17 protein-coding genes are annotated in these 18,397 nt (G+C 38.0%); 3 read left to right on the top strand and 14 right to left on the bottom strand.

The genetic code is table 11. The annotated features are described in order from the left end of the window. Positions 1 to 123 precede the first annotated feature (123 nt). From J4051_RS14715 to J4051_RS14735, 5 genes are all read right to left on the bottom strand, one after another. Positions 124 to 1,557: an aldehyde dehydrogenase gene (locus tag J4051_RS14715; RefSeq protein ID WP_394368927.1), complete on the bottom strand. Its 1,434-nt coding sequence runs from the start codon at positions 1,555 to 1,557 to the stop codon at positions 124 to 126. Between the two features lie 309 nt (positions 1,558 to 1,866). Beyond that, complete coding sequence (locus J4051_RS14720) at positions 1,867 to 2,316, bottom strand: RidA family protein (protein WP_208234645.1); 450 nt, start codon at positions 2,314 to 2,316, stop codon at positions 1,867 to 1,869. 55 nt (positions 2,317 to 2,371) lie between these two features. Continuing rightward, entirely contained in the window at positions 2,372 to 3,820 is a 1,449-nt protein-coding gene (locus tag J4051_RS14725; RefSeq protein ID WP_208234646.1) for an FAD-dependent oxidoreductase, read from the bottom strand. Positions 3,821 to 3,845: 25 nt separating this feature from the next. Next, the gene (kynU, locus tag J4051_RS14730) at positions 3,846 to 5,135 is read right to left on the bottom strand and encodes a kynureninase (RefSeq protein ID WP_208234647.1); all 1,290 of its coding nucleotides are present in this window, start codon (positions 5,133 to 5,135) and stop codon (positions 3,846 to 3,848) included. Between the two features lie 275 nt (positions 5,136 to 5,410). Beyond that, entirely contained in the window at positions 5,411 to 6,076 is a 666-nt protein-coding gene (locus tag J4051_RS14735; protein WP_208234648.1) for a hypothetical protein, read from the bottom strand. A 70-nt stretch (positions 6,077 to 6,146) separates the two neighbouring features. On the opposite strand from J4051_RS14735, the gene J4051_RS14740 reads away from it, so the two are divergent. Further along, the gene (locus J4051_RS14740; protein ID WP_208234649.1) at positions 6,147 to 6,950 is read left to right on the top strand and encodes a class I SAM-dependent methyltransferase; all 804 of its coding nucleotides are present in this window, start codon (positions 6,147 to 6,149) and stop codon (positions 6,948 to 6,950) included. 46 nt (positions 6,951 to 6,996) lie between these two features. Here J4051_RS14740 and msrA read toward each other — a convergent pair whose 3' ends face one another. The 3 genes from msrA to J4051_RS14755 all read right to left on the bottom strand — a co-directional run bounded on the left by msrA (position 6,997) and on the right by J4051_RS14755 (position 9,653). Continuing rightward, a complete protein-coding gene (gene msrA / locus J4051_RS14745) occupies positions 6,997 to 7,647 on the bottom strand; it encodes a peptide-methionine (S)-S-oxide reductase MsrA (RefSeq protein WP_208234650.1) in 651 nt (216 codons plus the stop codon). A 126-nt stretch (positions 7,648 to 7,773) separates the two neighbouring features. Continuing rightward, positions 7,774 to 8,556 carry a zinc ribbon domain-containing protein gene (locus J4051_RS14750; protein ID WP_208234651.1) on the bottom strand — a complete coding sequence of 261 codons (783 nt, stop codon included), beginning with the start codon at positions 8,554 to 8,556 and terminating at the stop codon, positions 7,774 to 7,776. A 2-nt stretch (positions 8,557 to 8,558) separates the two neighbouring features. Further along, entirely contained in the window at positions 8,559 to 9,653 is a 1,095-nt protein-coding gene (locus tag J4051_RS14755) for a Nif3-like dinuclear metal center hexameric protein (RefSeq protein ID WP_208234652.1), read from the bottom strand. Between the two features lie 74 nt (positions 9,654 to 9,727). Between J4051_RS14755 and J4051_RS14760 the strand changes: the two genes are divergently transcribed. Further along, positions 9,728 to 10,249 carry a hypothetical protein gene (locus J4051_RS14760; RefSeq protein ID WP_208234653.1) on the top strand — a complete coding sequence of 174 codons (522 nt, stop codon included), beginning with the start codon at positions 9,728 to 9,730 and terminating at the stop codon, positions 10,247 to 10,249. Between the two features lie 68 nt (positions 10,250 to 10,317). Beyond that, entirely contained in the window at positions 10,318 to 11,325 is a 1,008-nt protein-coding gene (gene lpxK, locus J4051_RS14765; protein WP_317192721.1) for a tetraacyldisaccharide 4'-kinase, read from the top strand. On the opposite strand, the gene J4051_RS14770 is transcribed toward lpxK, so the two are convergent. The 6 genes from J4051_RS14770 to J4051_RS14795 all read right to left on the bottom strand — a co-directional run bounded on the left by J4051_RS14770 (position 11,318) and on the right by J4051_RS14795 (position 18,391). Then, on the bottom strand, positions 11,318 to 13,501 hold the full coding sequence (locus J4051_RS14770; protein ID WP_236027484.1) for an ATP-binding protein: 2,184 nt from the start codon (positions 13,499 to 13,501) through the stop codon (positions 11,318 to 11,320). The genes lpxK and J4051_RS14770 overlap by 8 nt on opposite strands. A gap of 98 nt (positions 13,502 to 13,599) precedes the next feature. Then, positions 13,600 to 14,595 carry a type I glyceraldehyde-3-phosphate dehydrogenase gene (gap, locus tag J4051_RS14775; protein ID WP_208234655.1) on the bottom strand — a complete coding sequence of 332 codons (996 nt, stop codon included), beginning with the start codon at positions 14,593 to 14,595 and terminating at the stop codon, positions 13,600 to 13,602. Beyond that, the gene (gene lipA, locus J4051_RS14780; RefSeq protein WP_208234656.1) at positions 14,595 to 15,473 is read right to left on the bottom strand and encodes a lipoyl synthase; all 879 of its coding nucleotides are present in this window, start codon (positions 15,471 to 15,473) and stop codon (positions 14,595 to 14,597) included. The genes gap and lipA overlap by 1 nt, the downstream gene beginning before the upstream one ends. A 52-nt stretch (positions 15,474 to 15,525) precedes the next feature. Beyond that, positions 15,526 to 16,740, bottom strand: coding sequence for an Nramp family divalent metal transporter (locus tag J4051_RS14785; protein ID WP_208234657.1), 1,215 nt, complete (start codon positions 16,738 to 16,740; stop codon positions 15,526 to 15,528). A gap of 2 nt (positions 16,741 to 16,742) precedes the next feature. Further along, positions 16,743 to 17,288, bottom strand: a complete 546-nt coding sequence (locus J4051_RS14790) for an RNA polymerase sigma factor (protein ID WP_208234658.1) — start codon at positions 17,286 to 17,288, stop codon at positions 16,743 to 16,745. Next, positions 17,279 to 18,391, bottom strand: coding sequence for a glycosyltransferase (locus J4051_RS14795; RefSeq protein ID WP_208234659.1), 1,113 nt, complete (start codon positions 18,389 to 18,391; stop codon positions 17,279 to 17,281). The genes J4051_RS14790 and J4051_RS14795 overlap by 10 nt, the downstream gene beginning before the upstream one ends. Positions 18,392 to 18,397: the final 6 nt, after the last annotated feature.

The following is an 18,397-nucleotide window of genomic DNA, read 5'->3' on the forward strand; positions in this document are numbered from 1 at the left end:
TTATCAGCCCCTCCTAACCTCCCCAAAGGGGAGGAACTCTTAACGGGATAATGAGTTTATAATTTTATTCTACAATTTTAAATTAAGTCACCATCTAACTCCCTCCCTTCGGGAGGGCTGGGATCAATATTTTATACAAACATTCTTCGCCTCCGTAAAAAATCGCAGCGCTTCAAATCCGCCCTCACGACCTACGCCAGAAGCTTTTATGCCTCCAAATGGCGTCCGTAAATCGCGCATCATCCAAGTGTTCACCCAAACAATTCCGGCTTGTAATTGACTGCTCATTCGCATGGTTCGTTTTAAATCGTTGGTCCAAAGTGTTGCTGATAAACCGTATTTTACTTTGTTGGCCATTTCCAATACTTCGTCTTCACTTTCAAAGGACATGATAGTTACCACAGGTCCAAAAATTTCTTCTTGGTTCACTCGGCAGTCATTCGATACAACTTCAATGACGGTTGGCTCGAGATAATAACCGTTTTCAAAATTTTCAACCACCACTTTATTGCCGCCACAAAGTATGGTTCCCTTTTCTTTTTTGGCGATTTCGATATACGCCATCACTTTTTCGAGATGTGTTTTTGATACCAAAGCACCGATATCGGTTGCTGCGTCAGATGGATGCCCAACTTTAAGCGCTTTTACTTTAGTTACGAAATCCTTTTTGAACTTTTCATAAATAGAAGCTTCCACAAAAATTCTGCTCCCACACAAACAAATCTGCCCTTGATTGGAAAATGAAGAACGTACCGTAGTATCAAGCATATTGTCATAATCGCAATCGGCAAAAATGATGTTTGGATTTTTTCCTCCCAATTCCAAAGATAGCTTTTTGAATAATGGAGCTGCCACCCTTGCAATATGGGCGCCAGTAGCAGTACCTCCCGTAAAACTGATCGCATTGATGTCTGGATGATCGATAATGGCCTGTCCTGCTGTTGTACCCAATCCGTGTACAATATTGAGAACGCCATTAGGCAATCCGGCTTCTTTACAGATTTCGCCAAGTAAATAAGCGGTCATCGGTGTGATTTCACTTGGTTTGGCCACCACACAGTTTCCGGCCGCAATGGCTGGAGCAATTTTCCAGGTAAAGAGGTAAAGCGGAAGGTTCCAGGGTGAGATACAACCCACCACACCGATAGGTTGACGTAAGGTAAAGTTAATGGTATCTTGACCAACACTTTCATGACTTTCACTGGCGAATTGCGTGATAGCATTACCGAAAAAGCGAAAATTACTAGCTGCTCTTGGAATGTCAACTTGCGTGGCCAATGAAACTGGTTTCCCATTGTCCTTACTTTCAGCTTCAGCAAAACGACTTAAATTATCCTCTAATAATTCCGATATTCTAATAAGAATCCTACTGCGTTCTTCCAATGTGGTCTGCGACCAAATAGGAAATGCTGATTTTGCGGCAATATAGGCGTTCTCTACATCTTCCTTGGTGGAGTTTGGGATCTGTCCGTATACTTCCCCATTGGCTGGACAATAGTTGTCTATCCATTGGTCTTGAATTGGATTGATATATTCTCCGTTGATGTAGTTCCTAATTCCTGCGAAGGCAGGAATCTCATCTTGAATTGCCTTATTTACCACGAATTCACGAATTTTTTTGAGTTCTTTCAAGTTTTTTAAACTGAAAGCTTCGATTAGAAAATCTTGCGCCATCTATTACAGTAGATAGTCAGACTGGATTCCCGTATTGTTTTATTTGCCACGTCCCGATTATTATTGGGATCACGAATATTTTAGGAGTGTTTCCGCTCCCGCAACCTCTCAGGTTTTCTGCCTACATTGACGCTTCGGCGGACAAGTATAACCTGAGAGGTTTGATTTGGCTTTTGTCTCAAAATACGACCTTTAATCATGAGATTCCTGCTTCCGCAGGAATGCGACGACCTTAATTTCCACCACCAAATCAGGATTTGGTAATTGATGCACAGCTACAGTGGTTCTTGTCGGCCCGGTTTCCTGATCAAAGAATTCAGCATAGGCTTTATTATAGCCAGCAAAATCATTCATATTTACCAAAAATGAGGTCACGTCTACCACGTCTTTAAGCGTGGCGCCTTCCTTAGCGAGATTTTTTTCAATGTTTTTAATGACCTCACGGGTTTGGACTTCGGCATTTAAATGCTTAGTGCCCAATTCATCAATAATGTCAACCCCAGCAATCGTATTGTCGGCGCGTCTTGAGCTAGTTCCTGAAACATAAATAAAATCGCCAGCACGTCTGGTGAGTGGATAGTTGCCTCTTGGTTTCACCCCCGTTCCTGCGAAGGCAGGAACCTCATTGTTATCTTTACTCATAATCTTTTTCTTCTTTTTAAACCTGACAGGTTTTTAAAACCTGTCAGGTTACTATCTAATGTTTAAAATCCTTCGCCACCCGATCGTCTTCCAAAATCTCTTCGGTGGCAGCTTTAACTTTTTCTAAATTCGTTTTTAAATCGTCGTTGAGGTCGAGTTCTTTGTCCGCCAACATATTCAAAATCGCTTTGTCTTGCGCTCTACCTCTCAACATGGCTTCATAATAACTGATCTCCTCATTAAAGGTGACCAATGAATATTTTGAGGAATAGTCATTCGGGAAATTCTTTTCCAATGCCATTTCTAAGTTACGCTTTTCTCTGAAAATGGCATTGTTTACATGGCCTTTCATTTCATGAAAATTATCGATGGCTAAATCTGCAATGGCATCGGTATCCCTTTTTCGTTTCTTCTCATAAGTTTTGAATATGGTCTCCCAGTCTTTATGACCTTCATCCAAAACTTGATCAAATACGGTGACATCTTCAAAGGAGGCGTTCATTCCTTGTCCGTAAAACGGCACAATGGCGTGTGCGGCATCACCCATCAATAGGGTATTGCCTTTATAATGCCAAGGTGAACACTTTACGGTTCCTAACGGCGAGGTTGGATTGGTAAAGAAGTCTTCGATCAGGTTGGGCATTAATTCCAAAGCGTCTTTAAAATATTTTTGAAAAAATTCAATCACCTTTTCTTCTGTAGTCAAATTACCGAAATTGTATTCGCCATCTTCATAACTTAAAAACAAGGTCACCGTAAAACTGCCGTCCAAGTTCGGTAAGGCAATCAGCATAAAACTATCGCGTCCCCAAATATGTAAAGCATTTTTGTACGTTTTAAAGCCACCGTCTTCTGTAGGATGAAAACTTAATTCCTTATACCCATGAGACAGCCAATCTTGCGAAAAGCTGAACAAAAACTTTTTGCCTAAAAAATAACTTTTCCGTAACGCCGAGCCGGCACCATCTGTAGCGATTATGACATCAGCATCTTCTACAAATTCGGTATTGGACTCATAATCCTTAAATAAGGCCGTGGTTTTTTCGAAATCGACAGATTTACATCTTTTGTTGAAATAAATTTTGACGTTGTCGTGCTTTTCAGCTTCATCCAACAATAAACCATTTAAAAGACCTCGAGAGATGGAGTTGATGTATTCATGTTCTCTTCCGCTGTAAGGCGCCATGACCATATTGCCTTCAATGTCATGCAACATACGACCATTCATGGGAATGCATAATTCTCGGACTTTATCTTCAATGCCCGCTAGTTTCATGGCTTTAATGCCCCGATCAGAAAGGGCTAAATTGATGGAACGTCCTGCGCTAATATTGGCCGTCCGTATATCTGGACGCATTTCGTATAGCGAGACGTTAAATCCACGTTGCCCCAGGCGTAAAGCGAGCAAGCTTCCGCAAAGACCTGCGCCGATGATGAGTATGTTTTGTTTGGCCTCTCCTAAATCCTCTCCAAAGGAGAGGACTTTTTTAGTGTCTTCTTTCATTCTTTACAGTTCGTAATATTTTCAATTATCGGTTCATTCCCTTTAAGAAAGTTAGGATGGACTTCAGGCGTTTTACTAATTCGTAAACATCCTGATACGAATTATATAGCGGCACTGGCGCACATCGTATGACGTCTGGTTCGCGCCAATCACTGATAACGCCAGCTTCGGTTAATTGATGGTGTAAATTTTTATCGGCATTTTTCACCTGAATGGAGAGTTGGCATCCGCGTTCTTCTGGATTTGATGGGGTGATGATTTTGATGTTGTTATTGTTCAGGTTATTGATTAAAAATTCAAAATACCCTGTAAGATGTTTTGATTTTTCAGTCAACCTTTCCATGCCTACTTCTGAAAACATATCCAATGATGCTCTGATTGCTGCCATTGATAGGATTGGTGGATTGCTCAATTGCCAACCTTCTGCCCCTGGAAGTTGGTCAAATTCGTCACGCATTTTAAAACGTGTTTCTTTATTATGGCTCCACCAACCTGCAAACCGGTTGAGGTCTTTATTGTGTGCATGGCGTTCATGCACAAAACAGCCACCTAAACTTCCTGGTCCAGAATTTAAATATTTGTAGGTACACCAAACCGCAAAATCGGCACCTGAATCGTGAAGATTTAATTCCACATTTCCCGCCCCATGGGCACAGTCGAAGCCGACCATGCATCCGTATTTATGTCCAAGTTGGGTTATGCGTTTCAAATCGAAAAACTGTCCTGTATAATAGTTGACGCCACCAATCATCACCAAAGCGATTTCATGTCCCTGCGCTATCAAAATAGCTTCCAAATCGTCATAATTGGCTAATTCTTCACCTTTTCTGGCCTTCCAAAGCACCAATCCATCTTTCGGATCGATTCCGTGATGACGCAATTGCGATTCCACAGCGTATTTGTCTGATGGAAACGCATCAGCCTCAATCAGAATTTTATAGCGTTTTGAAGTCGGTTTATAAAAGGAGACCATCATCAAATGGAGGTTGGCCGTCAAGGTATTCATGACCACCACTTCGATGGGTTTGGCACCAACTACTTTTGCCATGTTCTCTGTCAGGAATTCGTGGTAATGAAGCCAAGGATGTTTGGCATCAGTATGGCCTTCAACACCTAAATTGGCCCAGTCTTCCAATTCCTGATGGATATAGTCTTTTACTGATTTTGGTTGGAGTCCAAGTGAATTCCCAGTCATATAAATCATCTCGTTCCCTTGTTCGTCTTTTGGAATATGAAATCGATTTCTATAAGATGCTAAATCGTCATTTTGGTCTTGTTGTTTGGCGTATTCTAATCCTAATTGATAGTTTGACAAGGTGAATTGATTTTGGGTTTCACACAAAAATAAGAATTATAAGTTTAGGATTTACTAGAGAAAAGACTTTTGAAATTGTAGTTTCACTAAAAAAAAGAGCTTCAACTTTAATAGTGGAAGCTCTTTGAATATATATAGGCGCATACTGCGGAATACTCTTTTCGATATATCTTATATACGTCCTATATCAATAGTTTGGATTACGACAACGTAAATTTTAGTGCTTTTTCCAACCAGTGCGTTTTAATACCTAGGCTATTTATTTAACAGGATTATTACTTCAGAACTTTAATGTCGGTAAAATGAAGCGTCCAGTCCTCGTTTGGTCGTTTATGGGTTTTTGCAATTTTAATGCCGTTGAAATCTTCGTAATTTTCCCAAGTGGTCATCATGGAAGGTTCTTTAGAATTCCCTTTTCTATAGATCCATTCTTTAAGCATAAAGTCATCATCATAAAATAGATCATAGGCATCACCAGGCGTATATCCACCGTCATCAGGATAGGTAATCGTTATTTTATTTAGTTGCACTTTGCTGATTGGAGATTCGACTACTGTAACTTCAGAAATGCTGGCAGAAGTGTCCCAAACCAATTGAAAAGGAGCCAAAAGCCAATATTTATCATTTACAAAGCCTTTATCGGCATTCATTGAGGTACTATCCACCGATTTCCGATTGTAGGCTACGGTATCTTTTCCTGAAACCATAATGACATCTTCTGTTATAGGATTCCAGGTCCAAGAACGCTCAAAATGCGTCGTATCCTTATCGACGTTGAAGGTAAATTGTAATTCCGATACATCTTTCCAGTTTTCTATACCATTGGTGATGGCTATTTTTTCGGCTGTTGACCATTCTTTTTCGTCGGTTTTTGTTTCTTCTTTTTGTTTACAAGAAAAAATGAGAGCGATTAACGTGAATACTATGAGTGTTTTTTTCATTTTAAATCTTTTTATAAAGATACGGAAGAATGATTCAGAAGTTTTAATTTTAGGTTTTAAATCAGAAATTATGAATCCAAATGACCGTTATTTTGAAATAAACAAAGCGACTTGGAATAACAAGGTTGAAGTTCATGCGGTAAGTGAAATGTATGATTTGGTAGCTTTTAAGAATGGTAAATCATCTTTAATGCCTTATGAATTGGAGGCTCTTGGTAATGTGAACGGGAAAAGCCTATTGCATTTGCAATGCCATTTTGGTCAGGATACCTTGAGTTGGAGTAGGATGGGAGCGAAATGTGTGGGTGTTGATATAAGTGATGAAGGGATAAAGTTAGCTCAGAAGTTGAATGAGGAATTAGGCTTGGATGCTGACTTTTTCTGTTGCAACGTGCTTGATACTTCAAGATATATTAAAGATAGTTTTGATATCGTATTTACAAGTTATGGTGTGATAGGTTGGTTGCCCGATTTAAAACCTTGGGGACAAATGATTGCGGAACGCTTAAAAAAAGGGGGTACTTTTTTTATGGCCGAATTTCATCCTATCGTTTGGATGTTCGATTATTTGGAAGGCAAGCCAAATTTAAAATATGGATATATGCAGAAAGAGGCGATTTATGAAGAGTATGAAGGAACGTATGCCGATACCAATTCAAAAATGATAAGCAAAGAATATGGATGGAACCATGGTTTGGGCGAAGTGGTTTCCGCATTATCCAAAGCGGGATTGCATATTGAGTATTTGAAAGAAAATGATGAAAGTCCGTACAATGTATTGCCAGATTTATTACAAACAGATTCGGGAATGTACGTTACTAAAGACAGACTTTATCCGTTGATTTTTACACTGAAAGCGACTAAAATCAACTGATAAAACCTGCAAGGTTTCAAAAACCTGTCAGGTTTGGTTGCAATTTTTAATCTTTGATCAACTCTGGAAACTTCGCTTTAAAACGTTCATATCTCGGGATGGATACGTTTTGGATATAAGGGTTTTGGGGATTTTTTTTCTCATAATCCTGATGGTAGTCTTCGGCAATCCAGAATTTCTGAAAGGGATAAACTTCTGCAGCTATGGTTGCATCTAGTTTTTTAGCCAACTCAGATTTTTTTTCTTCTATAATTTTTTTCTGCTCATCATTTTGATAAAAAATAATTGAGCGGTATTGTGAACCTCTATCACCACCTTGACCATTGACTTGGGTTGGGTTCTGGGAACCGAAATATACATCTACCAGAGTTGCGAAACTCACAACATTAGGGTCGTAAATGACTTCCACGGCTTCTGCATGGCCTGTTTTACCTGTATTGCTGGATTCGTAAGTTGGGTTTTTGGTATGACCGCCAGCATAACCGCTGATGGCTTCTTCAACACCTTTAACATGCTCATAAATATTTTCCACACACCAGAAACAACCACTGGCAAAATAAGCTTTTGCTTTTCCATCCTTTATAGGGACTTCAACGGGTTCTGCTATTTTAATTGCTTCCTGATTGGGGTTGGTTTGTGCCTTGTTTTGGCAACTAAATAAAACTATAAGTGATAATGAGAAAACGAGAGATTTCATAAGTTTGATTTTGTAAGTAGTCGTTCTGTAGTGTTAAACCTTAAAAAGTAAAATTAGAAAGTTGTGTTAAAATAAAAAGCCTTCACTAAATGTAAAGGCTTTCCAACTATATATCTGAAGATCTGTTTAGCTTAATTTCGCAAACATTTTCTCCATTTTAGCTTTTTGTTCTTCAGCTAATTCTGCATCAACCAAAATACGTCCACTATGCTCGTCTGTAATCACTTTTTTACGCGAAGCAATCTCTACTTGCACTTGCGGTGGAATGGTGAAGAAAGACCCGCCTGAAGCGCCTCTTTCAATAGCAACAACAGCCAATCCGTTTTTTACGTTTGCTCTAATTCTTTGGTAAGCACTCACTAAGCGTTTATCAATGGTTTCTTGATATTCTTGCGATTTTTTAATCAGTGCCGCTTCCTCTTTTTCAGTTTCGGCCAAAATAGCATTTAACTCACTTTTTTTGTGCTTTAAATGTGCCTGACGCTCTTTCAAACGCTCTTTGGTTTCAGCAACTACTTCTTTTTTCTGCTCAATCTGAGCTTTAAATTCTTTAATGTGCTTTTCCGCCAATTCAATTTCTAAATCTTGATATTCGATTTCTTTGGTAATTGAATTGAACTCTCTGTTATTTCTAACATTCTTTTGCTGTTCAGCGTATTTTTTGATCAGGGCTTTAGCCTCTTCAATCAAATTCTTTTTAGATTTGATGTCATCATCAACCAGGGCAAGCCCGCCATTTAATTTTTCAAGTCTCGTATTAAGTCCTTCAACTTCATCTTCTAAATCTCTTACTTCCAAAGGAAGTTCACCTCGAATATTTCTGATCTCGTCAACTCTTGAATCAATAAGTTGTAAATCATACAACGCTCTTAATCGGTCTTCAACAGAAAGTTCAGCTTTTTTTGCCATAATTATAAATACTTTACAGGATTGGTGTTTATCTTCGATAAAACGACTGCAAAATTAGTAATTTTTTTTGAGAGATAGTTAGCTAAAAACGTTTTTGTGAACTGTTCGCTTTCATAATGGCCAATATCTGCTAAAATTATTTGATCTTCCGCTGAGAAAAAATCGTGATATTTCAAGTCCGCCGTTATGAAAATGTCAGCTTTTGCGGACTTTGCTGCGGCAATTGCAAAACTACCCGAACCACCAAGTACTGCAATTCGCTTCACTTTATCCTTGATTAAGTTCGAATGTTTTATACAAGAAACATTCATTTTTTGCTTTACAAACTGTAGAAAATCTTCAGTTTTCATCTCATTTGGAAGTTCACCTACCATTCCCATACCAATATGCTGGTTGTAATTGTCTAATGTGGTGATTTCAAATGCAACTTCTTCATACGGATGGCTTTCAACGAGCGCATTGAGAATCTGACGTTCTAAATGCTTTTGAAAAGTCACTGAAATTTGTGTTTCCTGCTCTTGGCGATATTCTCCTCGTTCCCCAACTTTCGGATCGGAGGCCTCATTGCCCTTAAAAGTACCAGTGCCTTCGGTATTGAAACTACAATTTTCATAGTTGCCGATGGTGCCAGCTCCTGAATTGAACAACGCGAGACGTAAAGCATCGGCATCCTTGTGTGGCACGTAAGTGGTCAGCTTTTTAATGGTGCCTTGCTGTGGCAACAGTATTTTTTTATTTTCTATGCCTAAGGTATTGCAAATAATGTCATTGACGCCTTGTAAGCTGTTGTCCAAGGCCGTATGAATGGCGTAAATGGCAATATCATGTTTGATGGCTTTTAAGACGACGCGCTCGACATAATTAGAGCCATTGAGTTTTTTTAACCCTTTAAAAATGATGGGATGAAAACTGACAATCAAGTTGCAGTTGTTCTCTATGGCTTCATCTACAATACTTTCTAAAGTGTCTAAGGTTACAAGAACTCCTGTAAGAGGCTGGTGCTTCTTGCCAACTAACAGGCCAACATTATCAAAATCCTCAGCATAAGCTAAAGGTGCCAATTTTTCGAGATGAGTGATGACATCTTGTATTATCATGTTATTTTTAGCTTTTAGGTTACTTGCAAAGATAAAATATTATATTTTCGTTGTAAACATGTCTTTCCGTAATTATGAAACATTTGCTTACCCTTGTTTTTGCTCTTAGCTTTTTCGCCTGTCAATCCGTAAAGAAAAATCCTTCCGAGGCTTCAGAACCGGAACTTCCCAACACCGATTTATACGAACCGCTTGAAAGCGAAGCGTCTTCCGAAGATGAAAATTATCAGGCTGCTATCGATTTTATCAACTCATATATCGAAAGTAAAGATCAAGTTGAAATTCTTGAATTTGTGAGAAATTCTCCTCTTGCTACCGACAGATTGAAATCAGAATTAGAGAATATCGTTATTCTGGCTTGGGAAGAAAATCCTAAAATTGGGTTGTTGGCGGATCCTCTGTTTGATGCACAGGATTATCCACCTAATGGCTTTGAGCTGCATGAGTTTAATTCACCAACGGGCTACGTCATTGTTAAAGGGATAGATTGGGAAGACTTTAAAGTGGCAATGCAATTGGTCAAAGAAGATGGTCATATATTAGTGGACGGCTGCGGAATTGTGAATATGCCTAAAAATAAGCGTGTTGAACGATAAAATTGTGAAGGCGGTTTTTTTGTAGAAAATAATTAACCGTGTTTTCTCCGACCAGCTATATATAGTTTATGATGAAATTATTAAGATATCTTCTTTTCCCGATTGTCCCCATTTACTACATAGTAACTTGGCTCAGGAATAAACTATATGATTGGGGAATTAAAAAATCCACATCCTATAATTTTCCTGTAATCTGTGTCGGAAACTTGAGTGTAGGAGGTACGGGAAAGTCACCAATGATTGAATATTTAATCCGATTATTGAAATCTGAACACGATCTAGCGACCCTTAGTAGAGGTTATAAAAGACAAACAGAAGGATTTGTAATCGCCGATGAAACCGCAACAGCAAGTTCTATTGGTGACGAACCATTTCAGTTTCATCAAAAATTTGACGATATCATAGTAAGTGTGGATGGAGATAGAGTGCACGGCATCTCCCAGTTGACCGCTTTAGGAAAGCCTCCGGAAATTATTTTGCTTGATGATGCTTTCCAACACCGAAAGGTCAAGGCTGGATTTAATATCTTATTGACCGCTTTTGATGATCTTTATACAGATGATATATTATTACCTACAGGAAACCTAAGAGAACCAAGACAAGGTGCAAAACGTGCCGACATAATTGTGGTGACCAAGTGTCCGGAAAATTTATCGGAAGAAAGGAAACGCCAAATCGAGAATGATATAAATCCTTTAGCGCGTCAAGAAGTGTTTTTTGGGAGAATTGTCTATTCTAAGTCTGTTAGAAACAATGGAGATCAGTTGGACTTGGAAACACTTAAAAGTCGACCGTTCACCTTGGTTACTGGAATTGCCAATCCAAAGCCTTTAGTGGCCCATTTAAAATCATTGGGATTGGACTTTGATCATTTAAAATTTAAAGACCATCATGATTTTAGTGAAAATGATATCGCGGGGTTAAAACAAAAACCGTTAATCGTCACCACCGAAAAAGACATGGTACGTTTGCAACCCCACTTTAAGGAAAGAGGATTGTTATATTATTTGCCTATTGAAATAAGAATTGATAGACAACCAGAATTTGATACTTTGATAAGTAATTTTGTTAAATAGACGTTGCTGATTTTTGGTTTGATTTTAATTCGTTGTAAAGTTTCTTTTCGAAATCTTCCTGCTTGAATGGTTTTGAAATAATATCATCAAATCCGGCTTCGTCAAATTCTTGCATTTTATCTTCTATAGTTACGGCTGTAAGCGCAAAAATAGTGAGTTCCTTATCAAAGGTTCTAATAATCTTTGTAGCTTCAATTCCGCTTATCCCAGGCATGTGGATGTCCATCAAAACAACGTCATATTGCTCTTGCTGGACGCGATCCACCGCATCTTCACCATTATCGACAACATCACAATAAAGGTTCATCTTGTTTAAAATCTTACGGGTTATCATTTGGTTGATCTTGTTGTCTTCAACAACCAAAATTTTGATATTTGTTAAGTCCAATGTATTAAATTCGTTAAGGGTTTTAGGTTTTGTAGTTATTACTGGTTCAGGTGCATAGAGTAGAGGGATTTCAAAAACGAAGGTGGATCCTTTTCCGAGTTCACTTTTTAAATAAATTTTTCCTTTTAAAATTTCAATAAGTCCTTTTACAATGGAAAGACCAAGTCCTGTACCTCCATATTTTCTGTTGATTTGTATGGAACCTTGGGAGAAGCTTTCAAACATGTTTTCTTGTTTCTCTTTGGTAATTCCGATGCCATTATCTTCTATTTCAAATCTTATGATATACTTGTCTTCTGTTTGTGAGTGCTTCTTTAATCGGACCCAAATATCGCCGTCTTTGGTAAATTTAATCGCATTACCGATGAGGTTGATCAGTATTTGCGAAATCTTCAATTGGTCTGCTATAAACGTTGAAGGCAAACTGTCGTCGTATTCGTAGTGGAGTTGGACATTGTTGTCCATTGCGGAATTGCTCAAGGCCGAAACCACGTTTTCAACCTTTTTCTGCAAATTGAAGACTTCAGGATCTAAATCAACTTTATTGGCTTCAATTTTATTGATCTGAAGAATATCATTGATAAACGTCAATAAATAATCTCCGGAAAATTTGAGAGATTTCAAATGGGGCAGTTGATCTGGTTTTGGCTCTTCATCCAAAAGCATATTGGTCAAACCTGTAACAGCGTAAAGTGGCGTTCTTAATTCGTGTGTGACCGTTGATAGAAAGTTGGCTTTTGTTTTGGATGCCAATTCAGCTTTTTCCTTTGCAACAATGAGCTCGTCATTTTTTTTATGGAGCATATTGTTGGTTTTAAGCCTTATGTTGTTGTTTTTGTATAGCGATAATGTCAATAAGGATAGAATAGTAATTAAGGCGATACTCAAGATGGTAGTAATCCGGGTCAAGTTATTTGAGGCATCAGCTTCTTCAAGCTTTACTTCCATTTGCTTACGCTCAGAATCCTTATATTCTGTTATGAATTGTGCTTTTTTTTCTGGCGATAAATTTTCGCGTTTAATGTCTAATAGTGAATCTGATAATTGGATGTGTTTTCTTAAATACTCATTGGAGAGTTTATAATCCTCATTTGCCTGATATATATCGCTCAATGTCAAATAACCATCATTGATGTATTCGGGAATATTGTTTGTTATGGCAAGTTCCAATCCTTTTTTAGCCATAGAAAGAGCTAAATCCTCATTGTCCAGCTTATGAAGTGCCTTTCCGCTGTTAATGTAGGCACTGCTTAAAACACCTATCTGGTCATGCTTTTTGGCTAAAATTATTGTTTTTTCAAGCTTTGCCTTGGCGGTTTTATAGTCTCCCAATTCAATATAAACCTTGGCTTCATTCAGGTTGACATCGGCAATGAGTCGCTCTAAACCTTCTTCTTCAAATTTGGTTTTGGCAGAATTAAAGTAATCCAAAGCGATTGGATATTCTTTTTTACTCGTATGTAGAATGCCTCGTATATTATAGGTAATAGCCAAATTAGCATAGTCGTTGGTCTCTCTCTGCAGCTCAGCGGCCTTTGTTAATGACACAAGCGCATTTTCTGGTTCTTCAACAATGAATTGAACTTTTGCAATTTTGGTATGGATGCTGCCCTCACTTTTTTTATCACCAATTTGTTTGGCAATAGCCAAAGCTTTTTCGAGATTTTCTTTAGCGTTATAATAATCACCACGCTCCGTTTCAAAACCAGATTGGGTAATGTAGTTTTCAACGCGCATCTTAAGAATGTCAATATCTTCAGTAGCATTATTCTGTGCAAATAATGTCATGGATATTAGGACAAGAAAAGCAACTATATGGTATTTAGGTTGGGACATTTTTGGTCACTTTATGGAAACAAATATAATTATTTATTCGACTAAAGCGACTATTTCTTCGACAAATTGCAAATTAAATCTATAATTCTACTTGAATATCCAGTTTCATTATCGTACCATCCCACAATTTTGATCATGTTGCCAATAACTGAAGTCATCTGGGAATCGAAAATACAAGAGTGCGGATTACCGACAATATCAATGGATACAATAGGATCTTCTGTATATTCTAAAATACCTTTTAGATGCGTTTCTGAAGCTTTTTTGAAGGCTTCGTTGATATCTTCAATGGACACTGTGTTTATCACGTTTAAAGTGATGTCGGTTAAGGAGCCATTGGGCACAGGAACGCGAATCCCACAACCCCCAATAACATCACTCAGTTTAGGGAAAATTTTGGTCAGTGCTTTTGCTGCTCCAGTTGTAGTTGGGACAATAGATTGACCGGCGGCTCGAGCACGTCTTAAATCTTTATGCGGTTGGTCATGTAAGCTTTGATCTGTGGTATACGAATGTACTGTGGTAATGTACGCCTGTTTTATGCCGCAAAGATCGTCAATGACAGCAAGCATGGGCGCTGCATTGTTCGTGGTACAGGAGGCATTGGAGATGATGGTTTCTGCTCCTGTCAAGATGTTATCATTGACTCCCAAGACGATGGTTTTTATGGAATCATCTAGAGGAGGAACGGATAGAATAACCTTTTTTGCGCCGTTTTTCAGATGGTTCTCTAAAACTTCTAAGGTTTTAAATTTCCCTGTGGCTTCAATCACGAAATCGACGTTATAAGGTGTCCAATCAATATCTTCAATCTGTTTGTGATTAAGCAAAGGAATTTGTTGCTCGTCAAAAACGATAGTAGTATCCTCAAACGTGATCTCGTTTTTTAAAACCCCATGAATACTGTCGTATTTTAACAAGTGACTTAAAGTTCTGGGATCTGCCAAATCATTAATTGCGACCACCTGAATGCCCTCGCGTTCGTGAATAAGTCTGAATACCCGTCGACCAATTCGTCCAAAGCCGTTGATAGCGACCCGGATCATTAGTGTATGTGTTTTTGAGCTTTGTAAGAAGATCTTACCAAGGCGCTACTTTCTACGTGTCGGAAGCCAAGATCCAATCCTATGGTTTCGTACTCCTTAAACTGGTCAGGAAGAATGAACTGTTTTACTGGCAAATGCTTCTTACTTGGTTGTAAGTATTGTCCAATAGTCACCACATCAACATTATTTTCTCTTAAGTCGTGGAGGGTTTCAATAACTTCTTCACGAGTTTCGCCTAGACCCAGCATGATGCCCGATTTTGTCCGGCGTTGTCCCTGGGCTTTTAAGTATTTGAGAACTCCTAAACTGCGCTCATATTTTGCTTGAATTCTTACTTCTCGTGTCAATCTTTTGACGGTTTCAATGTTATGGGAAACCACTTCTGGGGCCACCTCGACAATCCGATCAATATGTTTTTCTATTCCTTGAAAATCCGGAATTAGGGTTTCTAATGTTATTTCAGGATTCATACGTCGTACAGCCTTCACGGTTTCTGACCACATGATACTTCCCATATCTTTTAAATCATCTCTATCTACACTGGTCAAAACCGCATGCTTTATATTCATGATTTTTATGGAACGTGCTACTTTTTCGGGTTCATCCCAATCCAAGGTTTCGGGACGTCCAGTTTTCACCCCGCAGAACCCACATGAACGTGTACAAATATTGCCTAAAATCATAAATGTAGCTGTTCCTTCTCCCCAGCATTCACCCATGTTTGGACAACTTCCTGACGCACAAATAGTGTTTAAATTATATTTGTCAACTAGGCTTCTAAGTTCTGTGTATTTTTTACCAGTAGGGAGTTTTACTCTTAGCCATTTCGGTTTTGGTTGACGTTCTGGAATTATTTTTGAAATAGTTTCTGCACTCATTTGTTAGGAAGTTTACAACTACAAAGGTACAAAGTAAATTTGAAAATATATATTATAGCGTGGTCAGATACCAAATGCTAAATCCAATTAAAAATAGAATTCCTAACCAGCTTAGGACGTGCATTTTCAGAGATGGTCGCCATTCAACAGGGGTGTGTTTACTGCTGATGAGTTTGTAATTTATAATGGCATAGAATGGAGCGGTCAAAAATGATATGATGGTGGCCACCTTTATGAGCAAGCCCATCCCTGAACCCAAAAAGAAGAAAATAGAGACGGTTCCAGCAATCAAAATACCAATCCATAACAAATAATTCTGTTTCGAAAAATGGCCAAAAAGTAACTCTGTTGTTCTGGCCATTGTTCTTGGTGAAGCGTCCAAAGTCGTTAATGTGGTACTGAACATCGTAGTGAACGCGGCAATACCGATGATAAGGTAGGACCAGTTGCCTAAGCTTTTGGTGTACATTGAAATCAGTTGATTAGAAAACTCACTGGCTTTATCACTAAAAGTGGAACCGCTTTGAAACATGACCAATGCGCCAAGTGCCATAAATCCGAGTCCGATAATAATGGTGGCCAAATAACCCACATTAAAATCGAAGAGCGATGATTTTACATCATAATTTTTGATCACTTTACGTTTTTCTAAAGCCCAAAGGGATTGCCATATTGAAATATCTAAAGGTGCAGGCATCCAGCCCATAAATGCGATTAAAAATCCGATTTCTAAAGTATTCTCTGGTAATTTTTGAACGAATGAAAGTGGCTGCGGACTTGTGTTTAACGCGAGAACAACGGCAATTATGGTGCTTATTGTTAATGTAATGACAATGATTTTCATAATTCGATCAAGAAAGCTGTACTTGCCTTTGATCAAAATGAGTGCACAGATAGAGAGGATAATAACGGCCCATATTTCTGGCGAAAGGAAATTTCCAAAAAGAGAAGAAGCAATGCCTGCGGTAACAATGGTTACCGTTGTTTGGATGGTAAACATTGTAGTGAATGTGAGAATGAAATAAGCAATTAAAACGCCCTTTCCCATTTTCTTATAGCCATCCAAAAGACTTTCTCCTGTTGCTAATGCATATCTCGGTGCAAATTGGAAAAATGGATATTTAAAAATATGGACCAAAAGCAAAGCCCAAATTAGACCATAGCCAAAATCGGCACCAGCCCGAGTTGATTGCACTAAATGGGAAACACCAATAGCAGCACCGGCAAACAATAAACCGGGGCCTAATTTTTTGAAACTGATTTTCACTGCTATTTAATAATTATTTCTGCCAGTAATTTTTTTGCTCTTAAAAGCTTGACCTTAACGTTATTTATGGGTTCATTAAGTTCTTCAGATATTTCCTTATAGGTTAATTCCTGAAAGTATCTCAAATTGATAACTTCCTGATAATGTGGTTTTAGTTTCTTAATGTCCCGAAGTAATTTGGCTAAATTCTGTTCAGTAATAAGTTTATCCTCAGGCGAAGGCGATTCGTCAATAATATTATGAAAATGGTCATTATCACTCTGGTTTGCTCTATTTTGGATAGAGGATTTTCTCTTTCTCAATAAATCAATATGAATGTTTTTAGATATGGTAATCAACCATGTTTTAAATTCATAATCCTCATTATAAGTTCCAATTTTGTCGAAGGCCTTTGAGAATGTTTGGATTGCGATATCCTCAGCGTCATTTTCATTTTCAGTGCGCTTCAATTGAAAACCGTAGACATCATTCCAAAAAAAATCCAACAAGGCGTTAAATGCTGATTGGTCATTTGTTTTTGCTTTTTTAATGATTTCCTTTATTTCCAACGATTAGGTTTTGAGATGAGATTTTTTATAAAGATAGAAAATTGGGTCACAATTAAAAATATTTCAAGTATGGGAAAAAAGGGAATTAAATCCTTCTCTTCTAATTTTTTGGCGGCCAAGGTTAAGTTGATGAACAATGCTAAATATCTCAAGCCTATTAATCCAACTACAATCTCCCAATAAAAAAGAGTGCTAATCAGAACGATGCTTAATATGAAAAATAAAAATTGTGATATATAAAACAAAGACAACATGGCCTTGTGTCTTGTTTTGTAGTGCTTAGCGGTGGTAATATGTCTACGTTTCTGAATGATCCAATCGCCATAAGATTTTTTAGGAAGAGACTCCGTAAAGCTGTTTTTGGATAAACAAATCACTGTGTTCTCAGCGGTGGCAATTTGATTTACAAAAAGATCATCATCTCCTGACTTGATGTGCATGTGGTCCATAAACCCACGTGCTTCAAAAAATAAATCTTTGGTATACGCCAGGTTTCGTCCAACACCCATATAGGGTTGTCCTAATTTGGAATAAGAGAAATATTGAACAGCAGTTATTAAAGTTTCAAAGCGGATCAATTTATTCAGAAACGATTTTTTGACTTTTGCGTAAGAACCATAACCTAAAACAATCTGATGATCATTTGAAAAGCAACTGCTCATCTCGTTGATCCACTGGTTGGAAACAGGTTTGGAATCGGCATCAGTAAACAAAAGGTGATTGTGCGTTGCCGCTTTAATACCTAAGGTAAGTGCGTATTTTTTGTTACCCCAGAACGCTTCGATGTTTTTTACATTGACAATTTTTATATTGTTATGACTCGTCTTAAAACGCTCCATGACTTTCAATGTGGTGTCGGTAGAACTGTCGTTGATCAATACCAATTCGAAGTTTGGATAATCTTGATTTAAAATTGAAGGCAAAAACATTTCTAAATTGTTGGCTTCATTTTTAGCGCAGACAATTACAGATATATTTGGTTTGTTGGAGGTAAGATTACTATGGCTTTTCTGTTTGACCTTAGAGAAGACATAAGCGTAAAAAAATAATTGAACAATAATGACTACAATAAAGATGTAGAAAAGCACATGTAAAATAATCATTAACCG

The organism is Gelidibacter pelagius, from assembly GCF_017581925.1.
GTDB lineage: Bacteria > Bacteroidota > Bacteroidia > Flavobacteriales > Flavobacteriaceae > Gelidibacter > Gelidibacter pelagius.

Coding starts and splice junctions, on each gene's coding strand:
- J4051_RS14735 (WP_208234648.1), bottom strand. CDS start 6,076: ATGAAAAAAACACTCATAGTATTCACGTTAATCGCTCTCATTTTTTCT.
- J4051_RS14760 (WP_208234653.1), top strand. CDS start 9,728: ATGAAACATTTGCTTACCCTTGTTTTTGCTCTTAGCTTTTTCGCCTGT.
- J4051_RS14750 (WP_208234651.1), bottom strand. CDS start 8,556: ATGGCAAAAAAAGCTGAACTTTCTGTTGAAGACCGATTAAGAGCGTTG.
- J4051_RS14725 (WP_208234646.1), bottom strand. CDS start 3,820: ATGAAAGAAGACACTAAAAAAGTCCTCTCCTTTGGAGAGGATTTAGGA.
- J4051_RS14740 (WP_208234649.1), top strand. CDS start 6,147: ATGAATCCAAATGACCGTTATTTTGAAATAAACAAAGCGACTTGGAAT.
- J4051_RS14755 (WP_208234652.1), bottom strand. CDS start 9,653: ATGATAATACAAGATGTCATCACTCATCTCGAAAAATTGGCACCTTTA.
- lipA (WP_208234656.1), bottom strand. CDS start 15,473: ATGAGTGCAGAAACTATTTCAAAAATAATTCCAGAACGTCAACCAAAA.
- J4051_RS14720 (WP_208234645.1), bottom strand. CDS start 2,316: ATGAGTAAAGATAACAATGAGGTTCCTGCCTTCGCAGGAACGGGGGTG.
- gap (WP_208234655.1), bottom strand. CDS start 14,595: ATGATCCGGGTCGCTATCAACGGCTTTGGACGAATTGGTCGACGGGTA.
- lpxK (WP_317192721.1), top strand. CDS start 10,318: ATGATGAAATTATTAAGATATCTTCTTTTCCCGATTGTCCCCATTTAC.
- J4051_RS14795 (WP_208234659.1), bottom strand. CDS start 18,391: ATGATTATTTTACATGTGCTTTTCTACATCTTTATTGTAGTCATTATT.
- J4051_RS14770 (WP_236027484.1), bottom strand. CDS start 13,501: ATGACATTATTTGCACAGAATAATGCTACTGAAGATATTGACATTCTT.
- msrA (WP_208234650.1), bottom strand. CDS start 7,647: ATGAAATCTCTCGTTTTCTCATTATCACTTATAGTTTTATTTAGTTGC.